Annotated in this window: 10 protein-coding genes; 4 read left to right on the forward strand and 6 right to left on the reverse strand. The window is 40.4% G+C overall.

Translation table 11 applies throughout. The annotated features are described in order from the left end of the window. The first annotated feature begins 305 nt into the window (after nt 1–305). Nucleotides 306–1,994, forward strand: a complete 1,689-nt coding sequence (locus ACXAGK_RS06865; RefSeq protein ID WP_474855108.1) for an AIPR family protein — start codon at nt 306–308, stop codon at nt 1,992–1,994. 1,230 nt (nt 1,995–3,224) lie between these two features. On the opposite strand, the gene ACXAGK_RS06870 is transcribed toward ACXAGK_RS06865, so the two are convergent. From ACXAGK_RS06870 to ACXAGK_RS06895, 6 genes are all read right to left on the reverse strand, one after another. Further along, complete coding sequence (locus ACXAGK_RS06870; protein WP_474855110.1) at nt 3,225–4,598, reverse strand: hypothetical protein; 1,374 nt, start codon at nt 4,596–4,598, stop codon at nt 3,225–3,227. A 158-nt stretch (nt 4,599–4,756) separates the two neighbouring features. After that, nucleotides 4,757–5,179 carry a hypothetical protein gene (locus ACXAGK_RS06875; protein WP_474855112.1) on the reverse strand — a complete coding sequence of 141 codons (423 nt, stop codon included), beginning with the start codon at nt 5,177–5,179 and terminating at the stop codon, nt 4,757–4,759. Between the two features lie 14 nt (nt 5,180–5,193). Further along, nucleotides 5,194–6,192: a hypothetical protein gene (locus tag ACXAGK_RS06880; protein WP_474855114.1), complete on the reverse strand. Its 999-nt coding sequence runs from the start codon at nt 6,190–6,192 to the stop codon at nt 5,194–5,196. Between the two features lie 10 nt (nt 6,193–6,202). Beyond that, nucleotides 6,203–6,484, reverse strand: a complete 282-nt coding sequence (locus tag ACXAGK_RS06885) for a hypothetical protein (RefSeq protein WP_474855116.1) — start codon at nt 6,482–6,484, stop codon at nt 6,203–6,205. A gap of 1,417 nt (nt 6,485–7,901) precedes the next feature. Further along, entirely contained in the window at nt 7,902–9,419 is a 1,518-nt protein-coding gene (locus tag ACXAGK_RS06890) for a serine hydrolase domain-containing protein (RefSeq protein ID WP_474855117.1), read from the reverse strand. 92 nt (nt 9,420–9,511) lie between these two features. Then, complete coding sequence (locus ACXAGK_RS06895) at nt 9,512–10,690, reverse strand: alpha/beta hydrolase-fold protein (RefSeq protein ID WP_474855119.1); 1,179 nt, start codon at nt 10,688–10,690, stop codon at nt 9,512–9,514. A 521-nt stretch (nt 10,691–11,211) separates the two neighbouring features. Here ACXAGK_RS06895 and ACXAGK_RS06900 point away from each other — a divergent pair. From ACXAGK_RS06900 to ACXAGK_RS06910, 3 genes are all read left to right on the forward strand, one after another. Beyond that, nucleotides 11,212–12,396, forward strand: coding sequence for a PQQ-dependent sugar dehydrogenase (locus tag ACXAGK_RS06900; protein ID WP_474855121.1), 1,185 nt, complete (start codon nt 11,212–11,214; stop codon nt 12,394–12,396). A gap of 90 nt (nt 12,397–12,486) precedes the next feature. After that, nucleotides 12,487–15,141, forward strand: a complete 2,655-nt coding sequence (locus ACXAGK_RS06905) for an ATP-binding protein (protein WP_474855123.1) — start codon at nt 12,487–12,489, stop codon at nt 15,139–15,141. A gap of 122 nt (nt 15,142–15,263) precedes the next feature. Then, nucleotides 15,264–15,716: a DUF3010 family protein gene (locus tag ACXAGK_RS06910; RefSeq protein ID WP_474855125.1), complete on the forward strand. Its 453-nt coding sequence runs from the start codon at nt 15,264–15,266 to the stop codon at nt 15,714–15,716. The last annotated feature ends 60 nt before the right edge of the window (nt 15,717–15,776 follow it).

The raw sequence follows: 15,776 nt of genomic DNA on the forward strand, positions 1-15,776 counted from the left end.
CTTCTTCGTTAACGAGTTTATTCGCCTCAATTAGCTTGGTTTTATAGGTCTTTTCTGGTGATAGACTCTCGGCTTAGAATTTGATTCTTCTTACTATTTAACTTAGTAATCAGTACATTTAAGTACGAGCAATGAAAAGTTGCTTTTAGTACAAGCTTTCTTCTATTGTTGTGTAGATACTTGATTTTTAGAACTTTTCATGTGAGAGTGGAAAATGTGGAAATTAGAATATAGTTAACCACAATGTCTTCCATAAAGGTGTTGCCGACCTTTCAATATTACAACTTAAGGGATGGATTCGTAGCATGTCAAAGAATGATCAAATACTGATTGATCAAATCATTAAACAAGAGCATAAGAATTACGCTGATTACAAGACCGAAGATAGTTTCTTTGAATTTTATAGCTCTTCTCAGCTTTTAAGGAATTATGATCTTAGCTATGATGAGATTGAGGATGGTATTTGCGGTTCATCTCTTGATGGTGGCGCTGATTCTATATATTTATTTGTTAACGGTGATTTAATAAATGAAGATAGCGAAATAGAAGATAATTATAAAAGAAATGCAGTTATCGAACTTGTTATCATACAAAGTAAGAATGAGAAATCATTTCGAGAAGATGTGATTTTGAAACTCGTTAAGTTAAGCAAGAACCTACTAGACCTAGAATTTAAAGCTGAAAGTTTTAAAGGGCGTTACAACGACGTGGTATTGTCAAAATTTCAGAATTTTAAGGAAACTTATCTTCAACTAATAACAAAAAAGCCTAAGCTAAAAGTTAAGTTTTTTTATGCTTCAAAAGGTGTCGATGTTCACCCAAATGTCCAAGCGCAGATAGATGAGTTGAAATCTGATGTTTCCGAAATCTTAACTGAATCAGAAGTAACATTCGAAACAGTTGGTGCGACTGAGTTATTAGAAATATATCGCAAAAAAGAAAATGAGGTGTTTAGTCTTAAGTTAGCAGAAACCCCTCTATCATCTCAGGGGAAAGTATTTATATCATTGGTAAGACTGAGTGACTTTAATAGATTTATTACAGATAGTGAAGGAAATATTATTCGCAATATATTTGAAGCTAATGTTCGAGATTACCAAGGAAAAAGTAATGTCAATTTAGACATTAAGTCGACTTTAGAAACTAAAGATTCAAAGGAAGACTTTTGGTGGTTGAATAATGGAGTAACTATATTGGCCGATGACGTTTCAGCACCTGGTGGAAAGGAATTAATTATCCATAATCCAGAGATCGTGAACGGCTTACAAACTTCTACAGAATTATACAGATTTTTTGCCAGTGAAAAATCTCATGATGACAATAGAAGTCTACTGGTTCGTGTGATTGTTCCTGAAAATGAAGAGAGTAGGGATAAAATTATTAGGGCAACCAACAGCCAGACACCAATACCTAAAGCGTCTTTAAGAGCTACAGATGCGATTCATCGTGATATAGAAGACTATTTTAAGCCCAGAGGGCTATTTTATGATAGGCGAAAGAACTTCTACAAAAACGATGGTAAAAAGCCTGCTGATATAGTCAGTCTTCCGTTTTTAGCTCAGTGTGTAATGGCAATCACTATGCAAAAGCCCGACTTTGCTCGTGCTAGACCCTCAACTCTTTTAGAGGATAATTCTTCGTATGAAAAGTTGTACAATAAAACCAACGATGTAAAAGCATATTACATTGCTGCGCTCCTGGGTAAAAAGATTGAGAGTTTTTTAAGGTCTAAAGACGATTTAACTACATCTGATAAAAATAATATAAAGTTCTACATAGCTTATGCAGTTGCATCTGAGTTAACTGACAATAAATATCCAGGATTTAGAGCACTTTCAAATATTGAGCCGAAAGACATAACTCAAGAATCAATTCAAGATTCGTTTAGAAAGGTATTAGATTTGTACAATTCTATGGGTGGTGGCGATAAATTAGCAAAAGGTCAAGAAATGATAGCGAAATTGAAAGCATTGTTTCCTGAAAAAAAACATTGAATATAAAATTTATTAAATGGGAACTATGTCGACAGGTTTTTAAAGTTATGTTTTTTAGATTGTCAAGACTTTCGGAATAGGAAATGACTTCAGTAAGAAACACAAGAACCAACATTTATCAGATTACTATTGATATGAATTCTGACTCATCACATTTACTGTTGGAAAAGGAAAAGTTCCTTATCCTCAATCTCGGTCGTACTTTGATGAGCTTACAATCAGAGAAAACAAAATAGAGATCGTTGCTAAACGTTCTAGTATCATCGATTTGAAAGGGATTTTTCTTAATCCCCAAAGTGCACTGTATCGTCAAATAACAAAGGCTCTTGTGTATTATTACTGCGCCACCCAAATGCCATGGCAGATTGAAAGTATAAAAGTACAGAGATTTGGTAAAAAAAGTTAGCTGAAAAATTCTGCGGAAAAGTGATATTCGTCAGGCTGTCAGCGCTAGTGCAGACTTGTCTGTGCTGAAAATGATAGATTTAGAGGCTCTTAAACTGGTTTTCTCTGAAGGAGAAAAAGCACACGGGTATCTTTTCAGCATAACGTATCTTATCAAATCCCTTTACGCTGGCAGTAAAAATGCAACTTTCGAAAATAAATGGAAGGCTTTTAATACCATATATAAGGCGATTGGTAGTTCTACGACAGACTTTTCATGTCATAAATACATCAAAAAGGACTTAATCGAAAATTCGGCCTACTACTAACTTATTCTAAACAGAGTTTCTAAGACTTCAGTATCCGAAATTCGGGAAAATACTAGATGGATTAAATTCATTCAAAATAACTTCTCGACGATCAAAAAGACTGACGCTTTTAGAGATTTTGTACTGTGGAATGAGGATCATCGTCTTGTTAAGATTGCTAGCGACACGCTCGGGGTTCGCGAATCTAATCTCAAAGAAAAAGGCTATTTTGAAGATGTCATTGAACATTTGAAAAGGCACGAAAGAACGGTAAATGATCCACACCTGGCAGCGACGTTACGCATTAAATATGCTTATTTTGCTCGCAATAAACTCATACACGCTGAAAATATTGAATCTGGCTTCAGGCTGGCTCCATTAAACAAAGAAGAAAATGAATTAACTTGGCTATCGGGTATGTTGGTTCTTCTAATCATAGATTTAATTAATAACTGTAATCGTTTGTAACATAAGTATAGTCGTGGCCACGCACTTCTGGTCTTAATTCGGAACTTCACAGATCCTTCTAATGCTTGTTTTAGTTACGTTTAAGAGTTTTTGTAATACAGTGAACCGATCCCCATCCAATCGCTAAATCCTCTAATCCATCCATTTGATGAACACAATAGCCTAGGTTTTCCCATGCTAACCTAGCCGCATCATCGAGCAGTTTTCGTTTAACTGTGTCGCCTTCATAACTTTCAACATTATTACTTTCTAAATATTCAGTTACATCTTGCGAGAATGATGGAAGATATACATTTGATACTTCGCCATAGTTTTCAACAAGTGCGTTATTAAATGATAAATAATAAAAGCGCTCTTTGTTACCACTAAACTTAATTCTTGTAGGGAGGAGCGGCATACGCACAACTTCAAAATACAGAGCCATTTGGTCAGCGCATTCGTCAAAGTAAAAATCAAAATCCGTTGCTTTGGAGTGTTCGCCTATTGCTTCTCGTGCAAGCTTAGGGCTACCAACGACGACAATATCTTTCCCGTTAATGCTTTTTTTACCCGTGGGTGTTATATACATATCTATGTGGAAAATAGGCTGAAAGTGACCGCCACCTAAATAAATTCTATGCCCATCTTGAATCGGCTCTCTTCTCCCAACAGCTATTATTTCTTTTCCAAATGTCGCTTCAAATGCCGAGAGAACTTTTTCTTCAGTCTCAAGGTGCGCACGCCCTAGGTTTTCTACAATATAATCCATACCGATTAGTATGTAATCGCCAACCTCTAGAATATTCCCGCCCTGAAAGTATAAATAGGACTGCATTGTGTTTTTGTCTGTTTGCGCTGAGACATCGTCTGCAATGGTTGGATCAGCATAGCGTGGAAAATGAACGCCTTCACACAGTATTGCCTCTCCATTTTCCCCTTCCATAGCCACATACGCATCTTGTGCCCATATGGAATATCCAAACGTTGATATGCTAATACTGAAGTTTTTTTGTGGAATACTTAAATCAGAGAACCATGTTTCTACATTTTGTATCTGACTAGGGTGACATAGCATAGTAAACATGCGGTCACTGTCAGAACCCCATAAAAGGCTAATTAAATGTGTTAAGTGCCGCTCATCCATAGGATCTACTGCCCTATCGTACGCTGGGTCAACTGGAGGCACAGTTAATAGGATATCTGCTATTTTACCATGTTCATCACTTACAAGTTGAGAATTTGTAGTTAAGCACAAATAATCACCGATACTTTTGGTATTTCTTATTGATGATGTAGTTGAGAACAATTCATTAAGGTTTAAATCAGAGGTCACTCTATCGAATGGACTCGTTAACGACTTAGTTAGGAGTAACTCGGCACTTTTCTTTTTCAATTCAAGCTGCTGCGTTGCTTGTTTCGCTGTAAGTGTAACGTGTTCTGGCTTTCTAAGCGGTACGATTCTCATATTGCCCCCTTTTTTGATATGTACCTAGTTAAAAGAAAAAACTTACAGCATACGAATATCGGCTAACTATTATGTAGTTCGCAGGTCGTTAACAAAGTTTGTTTTCAGCCTATATTTAGTTGATGGGCTATTTGGACTAGCATGATTATCTACTTTATTTACAAATTGTTTTTGCTGAGTGACTGTATATTGAATTGCACATCATTTGATAGTAACGAGTGCTCAAATCTGTCAAGACGTGACCTGCTAATAGATGCTTCTAGTAGTTCAGAAGCCAAGTGTGCATTTTGAGTTTGCAATGACATGATTACTCTGACATACGGTATCATAGGAGCCGGAATATTGTCTGGAACTCCATCACCATTTAGGTCTGGCCAACCACCAACTATTTGGGGAACAAACTTACCGCTTATTCCGCCTGAAGGGTTGAGTGGTGCGATGAATACATCATCAGATTCAGGAACTGAAATGTTTAATGTTTCGGCGTCTGGTACTGAATTAATTTGCTCAAGCATATCTTCCAAGGATGCCTTAAAAGATTGTATGTCTTCTTTAGACTTCAGAGTCATCAAAGTACTCATGTTAATTCCTTATCTTAATCAATTGAAAATGTTTGACCGATAAACAAACCTAAATTAAGGCCTGAGAGATCTGACCAAGCAAGCTTTACTCCACCATTCAATTTAAATGGTGCTCCAAAGAAATAATATGGGAGTTCGGCACTCCAAGATTCTTTTTCAAAATCATATTTGGCTTCAAACTTAATGGCTTTTGTACCTGTGCCGCCAAAAGTTTTTTTATAGGTAAGTGATGCATAGCGAGTATATTCTTTGGATGGATCACCAAAAACACCTTGAATACATTTCGTTGAAAGTTCATGACAATAAATACCAGGCTCTGAATCTTCATGTTTTGATTCTACTTTGTAATCAATACGCCAAGTGTAGTCGTATAAGCGTTTTTGACCAAAATGAAAGCCAGCATTCCAAGCATATCTATCTGAGTCTGTAGTTGTAGTCGCATCGACAGACTCGTAATAGGTGAACTTTTTATATCCTCCTGTAGCGCTTAGACCATAAAACCACGTAGGTTCGGTTAAATGCCTAAGTGCCATAATTATCTCCGTACCCTTTTCAGGGTGTTTCGTCAGAGAATCTCGAATAGCAATTAGGTCACAAGCACCATCACCTCCCAACTCTAAGTCTTTCCTTAGCGTCGTACATGCCTCATGTATTTCCCTACCACTGATTTTGTCACGAAACTTAGGCATCGATAAAAAGGTGGCCTCCAATGTCATTGAGGTGTAGTCCTTTAGACCACTTTCGACAGTAAATAGTGAGGTGTCACCACCTTTGTTAATTGGAGCATTTAATGCAAAGGAGAATACTTTGTCTTCAAGTGCTTTTGAGAGTTTTAGAGTTGCTGAACTTTCGCCACTTATTGTTTCGATTGCCGCATTAGATACACCGATGGCGGTTTTGTCGTTTGGATCGGCAATCAATTGACCAGCTTCATCTGCAAATAGCGCTGATGCATCTGCATATGTGTAAACGGGTGTCGCGAGCAAAAGTAGTCCAATGTAAACGTGTTTCATGTTGTTCTCCCTATGCAACAAATTCGTCAACAATCATTACAGACAAATCATTTTGAGACACTTTATTTTTCACTGGAGTGTTGGCAGCAGATGCGTTGTAGATGTCTACCTGTAGGACCGTCTCAGCACTCTTGCCTCTTGCCGCGCACGTATAAAAATGCTTTACATCATCTTCCAGATAGAATGTGAACGGGTTAGTAGTACCGACAGCTTTAGTACCATCAGGTTTATGAACCTCAAGTCGATACCCCAATAGATTACCAGAAACTAGAAATGTAACAGGTTTTTGCATTATTACTTCCTTGTAAATGAATATGTGTAAATAATAGATATAGTATATTTATTGTGCAATTTTTTTTGGGATTTTATTTTCAAATCAATTTAAAAAAGAGAAGCAATTAGATAATGACTGATATTGAACCCAACTATATTTGTTTCCCCATGTGAACTAGATTGCCAACTTAAATTCGTACATGGTCGAGCATTTCAAACATGATGTCCTGTTTTTATCCATCAGCCTGAAAATTTCTATTTTAAGAAAATTGCTCATACCTCACAGTCCGTTATACGTCGTGAGTCCAATTGATGTCTGTAAAACATTGGTTAAATCTCTAAGCCGGTGTTTCATAGTCTAGTGTCTTTCTTGGTCTTCCGTTTATTTGTTTTGCGACGCTAGTGAGCTTTTGTTGACTCTGAACTGATAAGTCGATGCTTTTGGGGAAACACTGTCTTAACAGTCTATTGGTATTTTCGTTCAAACCACATTTCTAAGGTGGATGGGGAGCCCCTAATGTCAGTTACCAAGGTGAACTTCCTTCGCTCTTTTATTTCCCTCCATTTAGCCCACGTAAGTGATTTATATAATTCACTTCGCAGGTTATAGGCTTGTTTAATCAGCGAATTAATAAAAGTAGACGACGTACTACCCTCCACGCTAGAAAGCATCACATAGCGAGAGCGACGTTCAACGTGTGTAGCAATATAATAATGTCTTAAACCGCATTTGAGGCCTCCTTCCCAAAAGTCTGGGACAGATATATCTTCAATGGTTGCTTGGTACTCAATTATTTATTAGCCATCTGGGATTTGACCTAGGCCCCGTATTTTTAGTGTTCAGGTACGTGACATAAAAACGGCTCTTTTTAGCTTAACTGTTATCAGTTTGCATAAAGTTAAGTGAATGATTAAATTATTTTTTTGGATTTTAAAATTCATCCCAAGCAAGCTGTTCGACTTTGACTGCACGATAGCACTTCCATCCGCCATTTCTATTTATCTCTCGGTAGATTGTTGATGGTGCTCTAGACAAACTCCTAGCAAATTTTTCGAATGAATTGGTTGCTGAAGCGTGATATAGCTTTTCTCTCATTAAACGAGAAAGGCTGTGGGTGCCTTTTTCGGTCTGGTGGCCAATACCCTCCAGTTTGATAAATAGTGAGCATGATCGAAGAGTGATAGCAGTCAAACATTCTGGTGATATCATGACATGACTAGCACTTTTTATAATTGACCCAAATAAGTGCTTTTTGAGCAAGTGCATAATAGATGCGTTTTCTTTGTTTCATGGCAACGTTCCTCATTAAATAAGGGTAGCGTTGTATTCTCTAATTTTCCTCAAGGTACGTAACAGCCTTAGGCCGGTGAATATTTTATGGGCGTCAAACGACACAAAAAGATCTAGGACAGGTCAACGATGCTCACCCTATAAACTATTCTTTTCTAAAACCCCGAATATTCCCATCCATCACAAGCGCCTTAACCAATCCGCCCTCGCTTTCAGCATCACCCTCAAAACGAATACTACTCCCATTCTTAGCAAAGAATCGGCCGCCGCCCTCATGAAAATACTCTTCATTCTCAACATAAGGTAAGGCGTTAAGCACAAAGCCATTAACTGTTTTTTCTAGCACCACATTAACGTTAACAGGTTTAGTCACCACATAGGTTCCAATGTGTTTACTCAGTTCCTTTTGGCTTATGGGTACTAACTTCCTAACTTCAGCTTCCGAATAGCCTACGTTTAACGCTTCTTTTAGCCGTATTTCTAGCTCTCTTATTAACTGTGTTCCATTATTACCATTAGTCATAATTGCGTAGCCGTTGCCGGTATCTAGTTCAAGGTATAGCTGCGACATGAACCCAGCATCTGCGCCACCGTGACCAAATCCTAAAATTTCACCGTTATCATCCATATTGATGAAAAAGCCGATGCCAACATTAGGTGCTTCATTGGTTGGTGTATTGTTGGTTAACATTTCTTGTGCGGTGGCTTGCGATATCCAGTCGGTTTTCTGCCCTAAATACGCGCTACGAACGCCGCTTGCTAGTTTCAACATGTCCGATGGCGTACTCCACATGCCTGCCGCTGCTAATGTGGCGTAGGTATGGGCGCCACCTTTAATTGGCGCACCGTCACCGTCATACGGCGTAGCCATATTGTTTGATAAGTTGGTCGATATGGGTTGTTCGAAGCCAGAACGCGTCATGCCTAAAGGTTTAAACAAAAGTTGTTGTGACATAGTTGGCAAGGGCTCGTTAGCTACGTCCTGCAAAGTGAGTTGAGCAAGCGTAGTGCCGCCACCGGAATAACGCATTTGCGTGCCAGGTTGAATATCAACAACAACGGCATCGGTATTAGCTGGAAATGCACCTTCTAGCACCTGCTGCAAAGTAGGCACGGGTTCGCCCGCTGCGTAACCAGGAAAACCATGTACTGTGGTACCCGCCGTGTGGCTTAACAATCTGCGTAAAGAAACAACGTCTTGCCCAGTCCATTCATGTTCAGGCAACTGCCAGCTGGTGAGTAAGGTATTAATATCTGCATCTAAATCTAGCGGGTTATTTTCGCGATATTTCATCAATACCGCTGCAAATGCGGGTTTAGAAATACTTCCAGCTTGGAACACTGTGTTTTCATCAATAGCCAATTCAGTGGTTAAATCTTTAACGCCGCTTTGCATGGTCCAAGCTAGTCGCCCATTTCTCATAAACGCGATAGACACACCAGGTACATCATAATGCGCTTGTCTTTGCTCTAAAGATTGGTAATCAACCTCTTGCCCTTCAATTCGAATGCGTTCAGTAAGCCCAGATTTTAAAAGGTTGGCTTCTTTTGATTCTGCGGCAGCAGAAGGGGAGGCGGGCAAGGTTTCAGGCTCTGTACAGCCCAATAACGTAGCTAAACAAAACGAAAGTGTTAAAGAGGAGAAGAGCTTGATTGATGTCATTATGTGTATTCCATTACGAGTGAGCGTACCAGAGTACGTTCCTACTATTATTCGGTCAATGCTGACGATTTTCTAGTTCAGGCACTTGATAGCTAGTCGCCTGTACCTTCCGCAATCTTCTTTCGCAAGTTAGCTAGCCGCGTTTTAAAAGCGCCATTCTCAACATTTTCTTCATAGCTCATTGCTAGCGCTTTCTCTCGCATTTCAAGTGCCATGGCTAAATCACCATTAGCTTCATAACCGTCTGCCAGACTGTCGTAAGCATCAGACTTGTTGGGGAAGCGTGCTACATTGTTCTTAAAAATTACAATGGCAGAGTCAAACTCTTGGTTGTTTAGCGCCGCATAACCCGCGTGGTTTACGGCTTTATATTCTGGCTTTGCTTCAAAACCGTATTTTGCAGAAAGGTCTTTATAGTATTGCTCTACCGCAGGAATACCTTCTTGTATTATCGCACCTGTTGGGCGTAACGAATTAAGCTGCTTTTGAAGCGCCAAGCTCATACCTGCAAGAGCAGTCGTATTGTGGCTTTCAGATGTATCTAGCTCGGTATCAAAGTTAAACCCTTTTCGTTCGCTGCTATTTAGCAGTTCAACGTAACGTTCGTATGCGCTTAGCATGTTTCCACCTTCGTTACCCATGTTGATATACAGGTATTTGTTAAGGTCGCTATCTGACGCAAAGAACGCTTTTGCCTCTGGAAATATCACTTCGTCGTGCCACCACAAACTTGGGCTAAATGCGAAGTAAGCTTGAAACAGTTCAGGCCGCTCTTGCAGTGCGTATAAGGTAAAAAGGGCGCTTAATGAATGCCCAGAAATAATCGCGTAGTTATTGGTGCGATAGTTTGCCTCTATGTAAGGCTTTAGTTCTTTTTCTAGAAAGTCTAAAAAGTTGTCGGCACCACCAGATATTCCCCACTGGTTGTAGCTTTCATCATAGGTAGGTGTGAAGTCTCGCGTGCGCTCGGTGTTGGCAATACCGATAACAATCATTTCCTGCGCCATTCCAGAATGATTTAGCAGATCAAGCGTGCCTACGGTATGCGCAAAATTACGCTGCCCATCTAGCAAATATAAAACTGGGTAGGTGGTGTCTTTGTAGCGGGAATAGTTATTAGGTAAGTGAATAAGTAGTTCTCGCGACTCGTTCAAAACTTCTGACTTTATTGTTTTAACTACGGCCTCACCACGTACTTTGGCGTTTACATGAAAGCTAAGGCTAAAAGTAAGTAAGGCACCGATAAAAACACAGGCAAGCTTTTGATACATTTGAAATTCCCTTTCCCGCTATCAGGCGCGAGTTTTTTATTGTTTGTTTATCCTACGCTGTCATAGTCGCACTTGCTTGTCAAAAAATAGCCAAATAGTAGCCAGTTAAAAAGAAAAAAGCCGCATTCAGCAACGTGATGCGGCTTTCCGAGTTGGGCTGACTAGGCAGCCTTATAGAGCAATTGCGTAAAAGGGGTTAGCTAGAACGGCCCTCACTCATAGCTGCCTGTTCAAATACCTTAACTCTAGACATATGATCACCTCCTTATCTTCGTTGCTAAAACTAGTTCGAAAATAACATAGGCGGGGCTTAAGTAAAGTATGGCTTCATTAAAGAAAGTTTAGGGAAGTACATACCGTTCAAAGTACAAATAACAAAACCACCGCGACAATATAAACCTGTTTAATTAAATCTACGTAACTAATGCTAACTGAAACCCTTTGCGCCGCCCGTTGACGTGTAATTAACGCCTCAACGTGTAACCAGCAGTACGCAAACCGTCAACAAGGTCAGAACGCAGATGCAAATAATAAATACACCCAAAAACAGCATGAGCCGAAACTCCGCACTATTGGTTATGCTTTTTGCTACCTCTTTTTTTACGTTTGGCCAGCCAAACTCATCTGAACAAATTGATATGAAAGGCAGTAATGGCACGACCGTTAAAGGTAGTGTTCAAGCTACCTTCGACAGCCCCTGGGCCATGACGTTTTTGCCAGATGGGCACAGCTTGGTAACGGAAAAGGCTGGCACACTGTGGTTGCTTGATGAAAACCAGCAAAAGCGTTTTGCGGTAAGTAATGTGCCAAATGTTACTGCGCGTGGGCAGGGCGGTTTAGGTGATGTCATTATTCACCCTGACTTTGCGTCGAATAACACTATTTATATTTCGTATATTGAACGGGATGAAAAAGACGATGCGTTTAGCGGTGCGGTAATAGAGCGTGCTACGCTTAGTGTTAGTGATAGCGGTGCGACGCTATCTGATAGAGAGCTAATTTGGCGTCAATCTCCGAAGGTGACCGGTAATGGTCATTACTCTCATCGCATGGCATTTTCGCCTGACGGGCATTTGTTCATTACCTCGGGCGAGCGCCAGAAATTTACGCCAGCCCAAAATATGGCAATGAATTTAGGTAAAGTTGTACGCTTAAGCGACGACGGTAGTGTGCCAGAAGATAATCCGTTTTATGGTCAAGGCAGCGTAACCGAACAAATTTGGACGCTAGGGCACCGCAATCCGCTAGGTATAGATTTTGATGAGCAAGGGAATTTATGGGTTCATGAAATGGGGCCGCGCCATGGAGATGAACTCAACTTTATCGAAAAAGCTCGCAACTACGGTTATCCCACTGTGTCGCAAGGCGACCATTATTCAGGCGTAAAAATTCCTAATCACGAAGATATTCCTATTTTTAAATCGCCGGAATTAGCGTGGGTGCCTGCTATCAGCCCTGCCGGTTTTATTATTTATAAAGGCGATAAATTTCGCGACTGGAAAGGTAGCGGCTTTATCGGTGGTTTGTCTTCAAAAGCGCTGGTACGTGTTGCTTTTGGCAAAGATGAAGAAGGCAAGTGGAAAGTGGAAGAAGCAGAGCGTTACGAATGGGGTAAACGCGTACGCGAAGTCGAGCAAGACAGCATGGGCAATATCTATGTGCTTGAAGATAAGGAAGGTGGGCGTTTGATTAAATTAAGCCAATAAAACGTAAGCGCGTTATTATTTGGCTTGTTGATGTGATAGTTTTCAATTTACGCTCAAATATGGAAAACGGAAACAAATTTTAGGAACTCTATGATTCAATCTCCTCAAAACTTTAACTTTGAACGTTGTGAAGACGAGCCAATACACATTCCCGAAAGTGTACAAAGTTATGGGTTTCTTATCGCGTTTAGCTACGACGATCTAAATATCTCAATTGTTAGTGAAAACTGCGAAACGATATTTGCTGAGGAGATCATAGGCAAAAACTTTTTAGATATTCTTTCCTCTGATACTAATGAGCGCGCGTTTCTTGAAGAAACCTTCGATAGAGTGTCGAAGAGCAAAATACGGCTGCCCATTAAGCTGATTTTAAATTCGTCGCTTTTAGTAGAGGGGGAAGCAAGAGATTATTTAGCGGTTGTTTATGATTCAGGTCATCATTATGTGGTCGAGCTAGAGCCTGCTACAGAATTTAGAGATGCCTACAGCGCAGAGCAATTCATTAAGCTTTATTCAATGTCTATCGCGCCACGCTTCAAGGAAATGACATCTCTCGGTGAAATGGCGCAAGAGATGGTGTCGACCATTAAATATCTCACCAACATGGATAGAGTGGTGCTTTACAAGTTCAACGATGACTACTCAGGTAAGGTTATCGCGGAAGCTAAGGCTGAAGATATGGAGTCTTATCAAGATTTGTACTTTCCTGCTTCAGACATACCAAAACAAGCCAGGGAGCTTTACAAAACAAACTGGGTTAGGCTGACGCCTGATACAGAATTGCCCCCGGCCAGGTTAGTACCTTCTGCCGAGGAGTCGGGAAGAGATCGCTTAGACCTTACACGTTCTTTGCTACGTACCTTCTCGCCTATTCACCTTCAATACATTAGAAACCAAGGGTTACGCGCGTCGTTTTCCATATCTTTAGTTACAGACGGAGAGTTATACGGGCTTATTTCATGTCATCATCGCGAGCCTTGTTATATCCCTCAAAATGTTAGGCTGCAGTGTGAAAACTTAAGCCAGTTATTTAGCTGGCATTTGTTGGCAAAAGAAGAAGAAATTGCCAAGCACAAAAAATATGTCACCGACGAAGCCGTGGATGCCATGCTGGACAAAATAGGGCCAGCAAATCCTATCAGTCGCGTGGTGAAAAGCGGTGAACGGGCGTTTTTAGATGCGCTTAATAGCTCTGGGTTTGTTTACTATTCGCAGTATGAAACCATTACGCTTGGTGAGACCTTACCAATAGAACTTATCAAAGATATCTTTTCTAAAGCGAGCGGCGAAGGCGGTTTCCCTTACACTAACGATTCACTTTATGATGAATACCCTGAAGCGCGAAAGTATGGGATAGCGGGGATTATGATCATTCCGCTGTTTGAGAAAAAGCAGTACTTTACCGCTTGGTTTAGAAAAGAAACCCATCGCGTTCAAAAGTGGATTGGCGCTGAAGATGAAAAATCTGAAGATGCGCCGAAAGCAGAGCGTCTTAAACCTCGTTCAGCGTTTACTATCCATACCCGCACAATTGAAGGGCGTTCAACAACATTTGATAAAACTGACGTCGATACTGCCAACCGGTTAAACAGGATGTTTTTGGTTTATGCACTTGATGTGCAAGAACGTATGCATATCAGTATCCAAGAACTTGAAAAGCAGGATAACTACAGAAACGAATTTCTTGCTACCTTGGCGCATGAGTTGCGAAACCCTTTGGGCCCAATTATGTCGGGCGCAAGCATTTTAGAATCGGTTGATGATGATAAAACCCGCAAAAGAGTAACGGCAATTATTAATCGTCAAGCTGAATACATGTCTAAACTCATTAACGATTTAATGGACGTATCTCGTATTACGCGAGGCAAAGTTAAGCTTGAATTTGAGCGGTTAAGCATTCAAGACGTGCTTTCTGATTCTCTTGAAATTGTTGAACAGCAAGTAAAGGCGAAAAAACACGATATAACCGTAAATTGTCTTGAGGAAGATGTGACCGTTTACGGCGACAAAGCGCGTTTAAGCCAGATCTTCTCTAACATTATTCACAATGCGACCAAGTATACAAAAGAGTCTGGAAAGATTGTTGTAGATATCAAAAAAGAAGGCGTGATGATCGTCGTTTCTGTGAAAGACAACGGAATGGGTATTCCTGAAGATAGGCTAAAAGACGTGTTTAACATGTTCACTCAAATTGAAGCCCATTCTACCCATACCAAAGGCGGTCTTGGTATCGGCCTAACCCTGGTGAGTAAGCTTGTGGCTTTGCATCACGGTGAAGTATCTGTGAAGAGTGGCGGCGTTGACCAAGGAAGCACCTTTGAAGTAAGGCTACCTATTTCCAAAACCGCTTACGAACAGACAGAAAGTACAGAACTCGAGTCTACAGTTCAAAGCAAAGGTAAAGTAATGTTTGTAGACGATAACGCAGACCTTATCGACGCTTATTGTTTGCTGACTGAATCTATGGGGGTTACCGCTCTGGGCATTACCTCGCCTAAGGAAGCTGTTGATGCATTTAAAACCTTCAAACCTGACTATGCATTTCTAGATATCGGCATGCCAGATATAGACGGTTACGAGTTAGTTAAAATGCTTAAGGCGTTACCTGAAGCGGAGAATACGAAATTTTATTCTCAAAGCGGGTGGGGGTCAGAAAAATACGTTGAAGACTCTAAATCAGCTGGGTTCGACGAGCACTTTGTAAAACCCTTATCCAAAGAGACTATTAAGTCTGTGCTAAGTTGAGTTTGCCAGGCGGGCCAGTGCGGTAGCTAAAGATTTTGCTAGTGAGTAAAGAAAAGTGCTCGCAAGTGAATAACAGCCGTGAAACGGGTTATAATAGCAGGCAAACGTAATTAGGAATAAATATGAAAGTCTGTGGTATAGATTTAAAAGGTAACGAAGCAATTATTAGTTTAGTGTCGCTAGCTGACGGTTTGTTTCACTTGCCCGACTGCCGTACGCGCCGTTTAACCCTTGCTGATACCAGCGCTAAGGGCTTAAAAAGCTTTCAAAGCACCTTCGCGAAGCTTGTCGAAGACTATAAGATTGATGCGGTAATCATTCGCCAACGTCAAAGCAAAGGTAAATTTGCGGGAAGTGCAATTGGCTTTAAGCTAGAGGCAGCTATTGAGTTAATTGATGGGTTAGAAGTTATTGTATTTAGTCCTACAGATATAAAAGAATCGCTACGCAGAAACCCGCTAGCAGTTCCGTTCTCTGAAACCGGCCTAAAACAGTTTCAAGAGACCGCGTTTACTACAGCCTATGCATGGCTTATGAAAAATGAGTATGCTTCGCAAGAGTCTAGTGAAGGCTAGTCGTTAGTCGGCTGTTGCTTGCTATTGAAAATAAGGCCTACATATTTTTGTAGGCTTCGC

This window comes from Alteromonas sp. ABM1_013 (assembly GCF_056160505.1).

Excerpts from the sequence above, each read along its gene's own strand:
- ACXAGK_RS06890 (WP_474855117.1), bottom strand. The coding sequence starts at position 9,419 with ATGACATCAATCAAGCTCTTCTCCTCTTTAACACTTTCGTTTTGTTTA.
- ACXAGK_RS06875 (WP_474855112.1), bottom strand. The coding sequence starts at position 5,179 with ATGAGTACTTTGATGACTCTGAAGTCTAAAGAAGACATACAATCTTTT.
- ACXAGK_RS06900 (WP_474855121.1), top strand. The coding sequence starts at position 11,212 with ATGCAAATAATAAATACACCCAAAAACAGCATGAGCCGAAACTCCGCA.
- ACXAGK_RS06870 (WP_474855110.1), bottom strand. The coding sequence starts at position 4,598 with ATGAGAATCGTACCGCTTAGAAAGCCAGAACACGTTACACTTACAGCG.
- ACXAGK_RS06885 (WP_474855116.1), bottom strand. The coding sequence starts at position 6,484 with ATGCAAAAACCTGTTACATTTCTAGTTTCTGGTAATCTATTGGGGTAT.
- ACXAGK_RS06880 (WP_474855114.1), bottom strand. The coding sequence starts at position 6,192 with ATGAAACACGTTTACATTGGACTACTTTTGCTCGCGACACCCGTTTAC.
- ACXAGK_RS06865 (WP_474855108.1), top strand. The coding sequence starts at position 306 with ATGTCAAAGAATGATCAAATACTGATTGATCAAATCATTAAACAAGAG.
- ACXAGK_RS06910 (WP_474855125.1), top strand. The coding sequence starts at position 15,264 with ATGAAAGTCTGTGGTATAGATTTAAAAGGTAACGAAGCAATTATTAGT.
- ACXAGK_RS06905 (WP_474855123.1), top strand. The coding sequence starts at position 12,487 with ATGATTCAATCTCCTCAAAACTTTAACTTTGAACGTTGTGAAGACGAG.
- ACXAGK_RS06895 (WP_474855119.1), bottom strand. The coding sequence starts at position 10,690 with ATGTATCAAAAGCTTGCCTGTGTTTTTATCGGTGCCTTACTTACTTTT.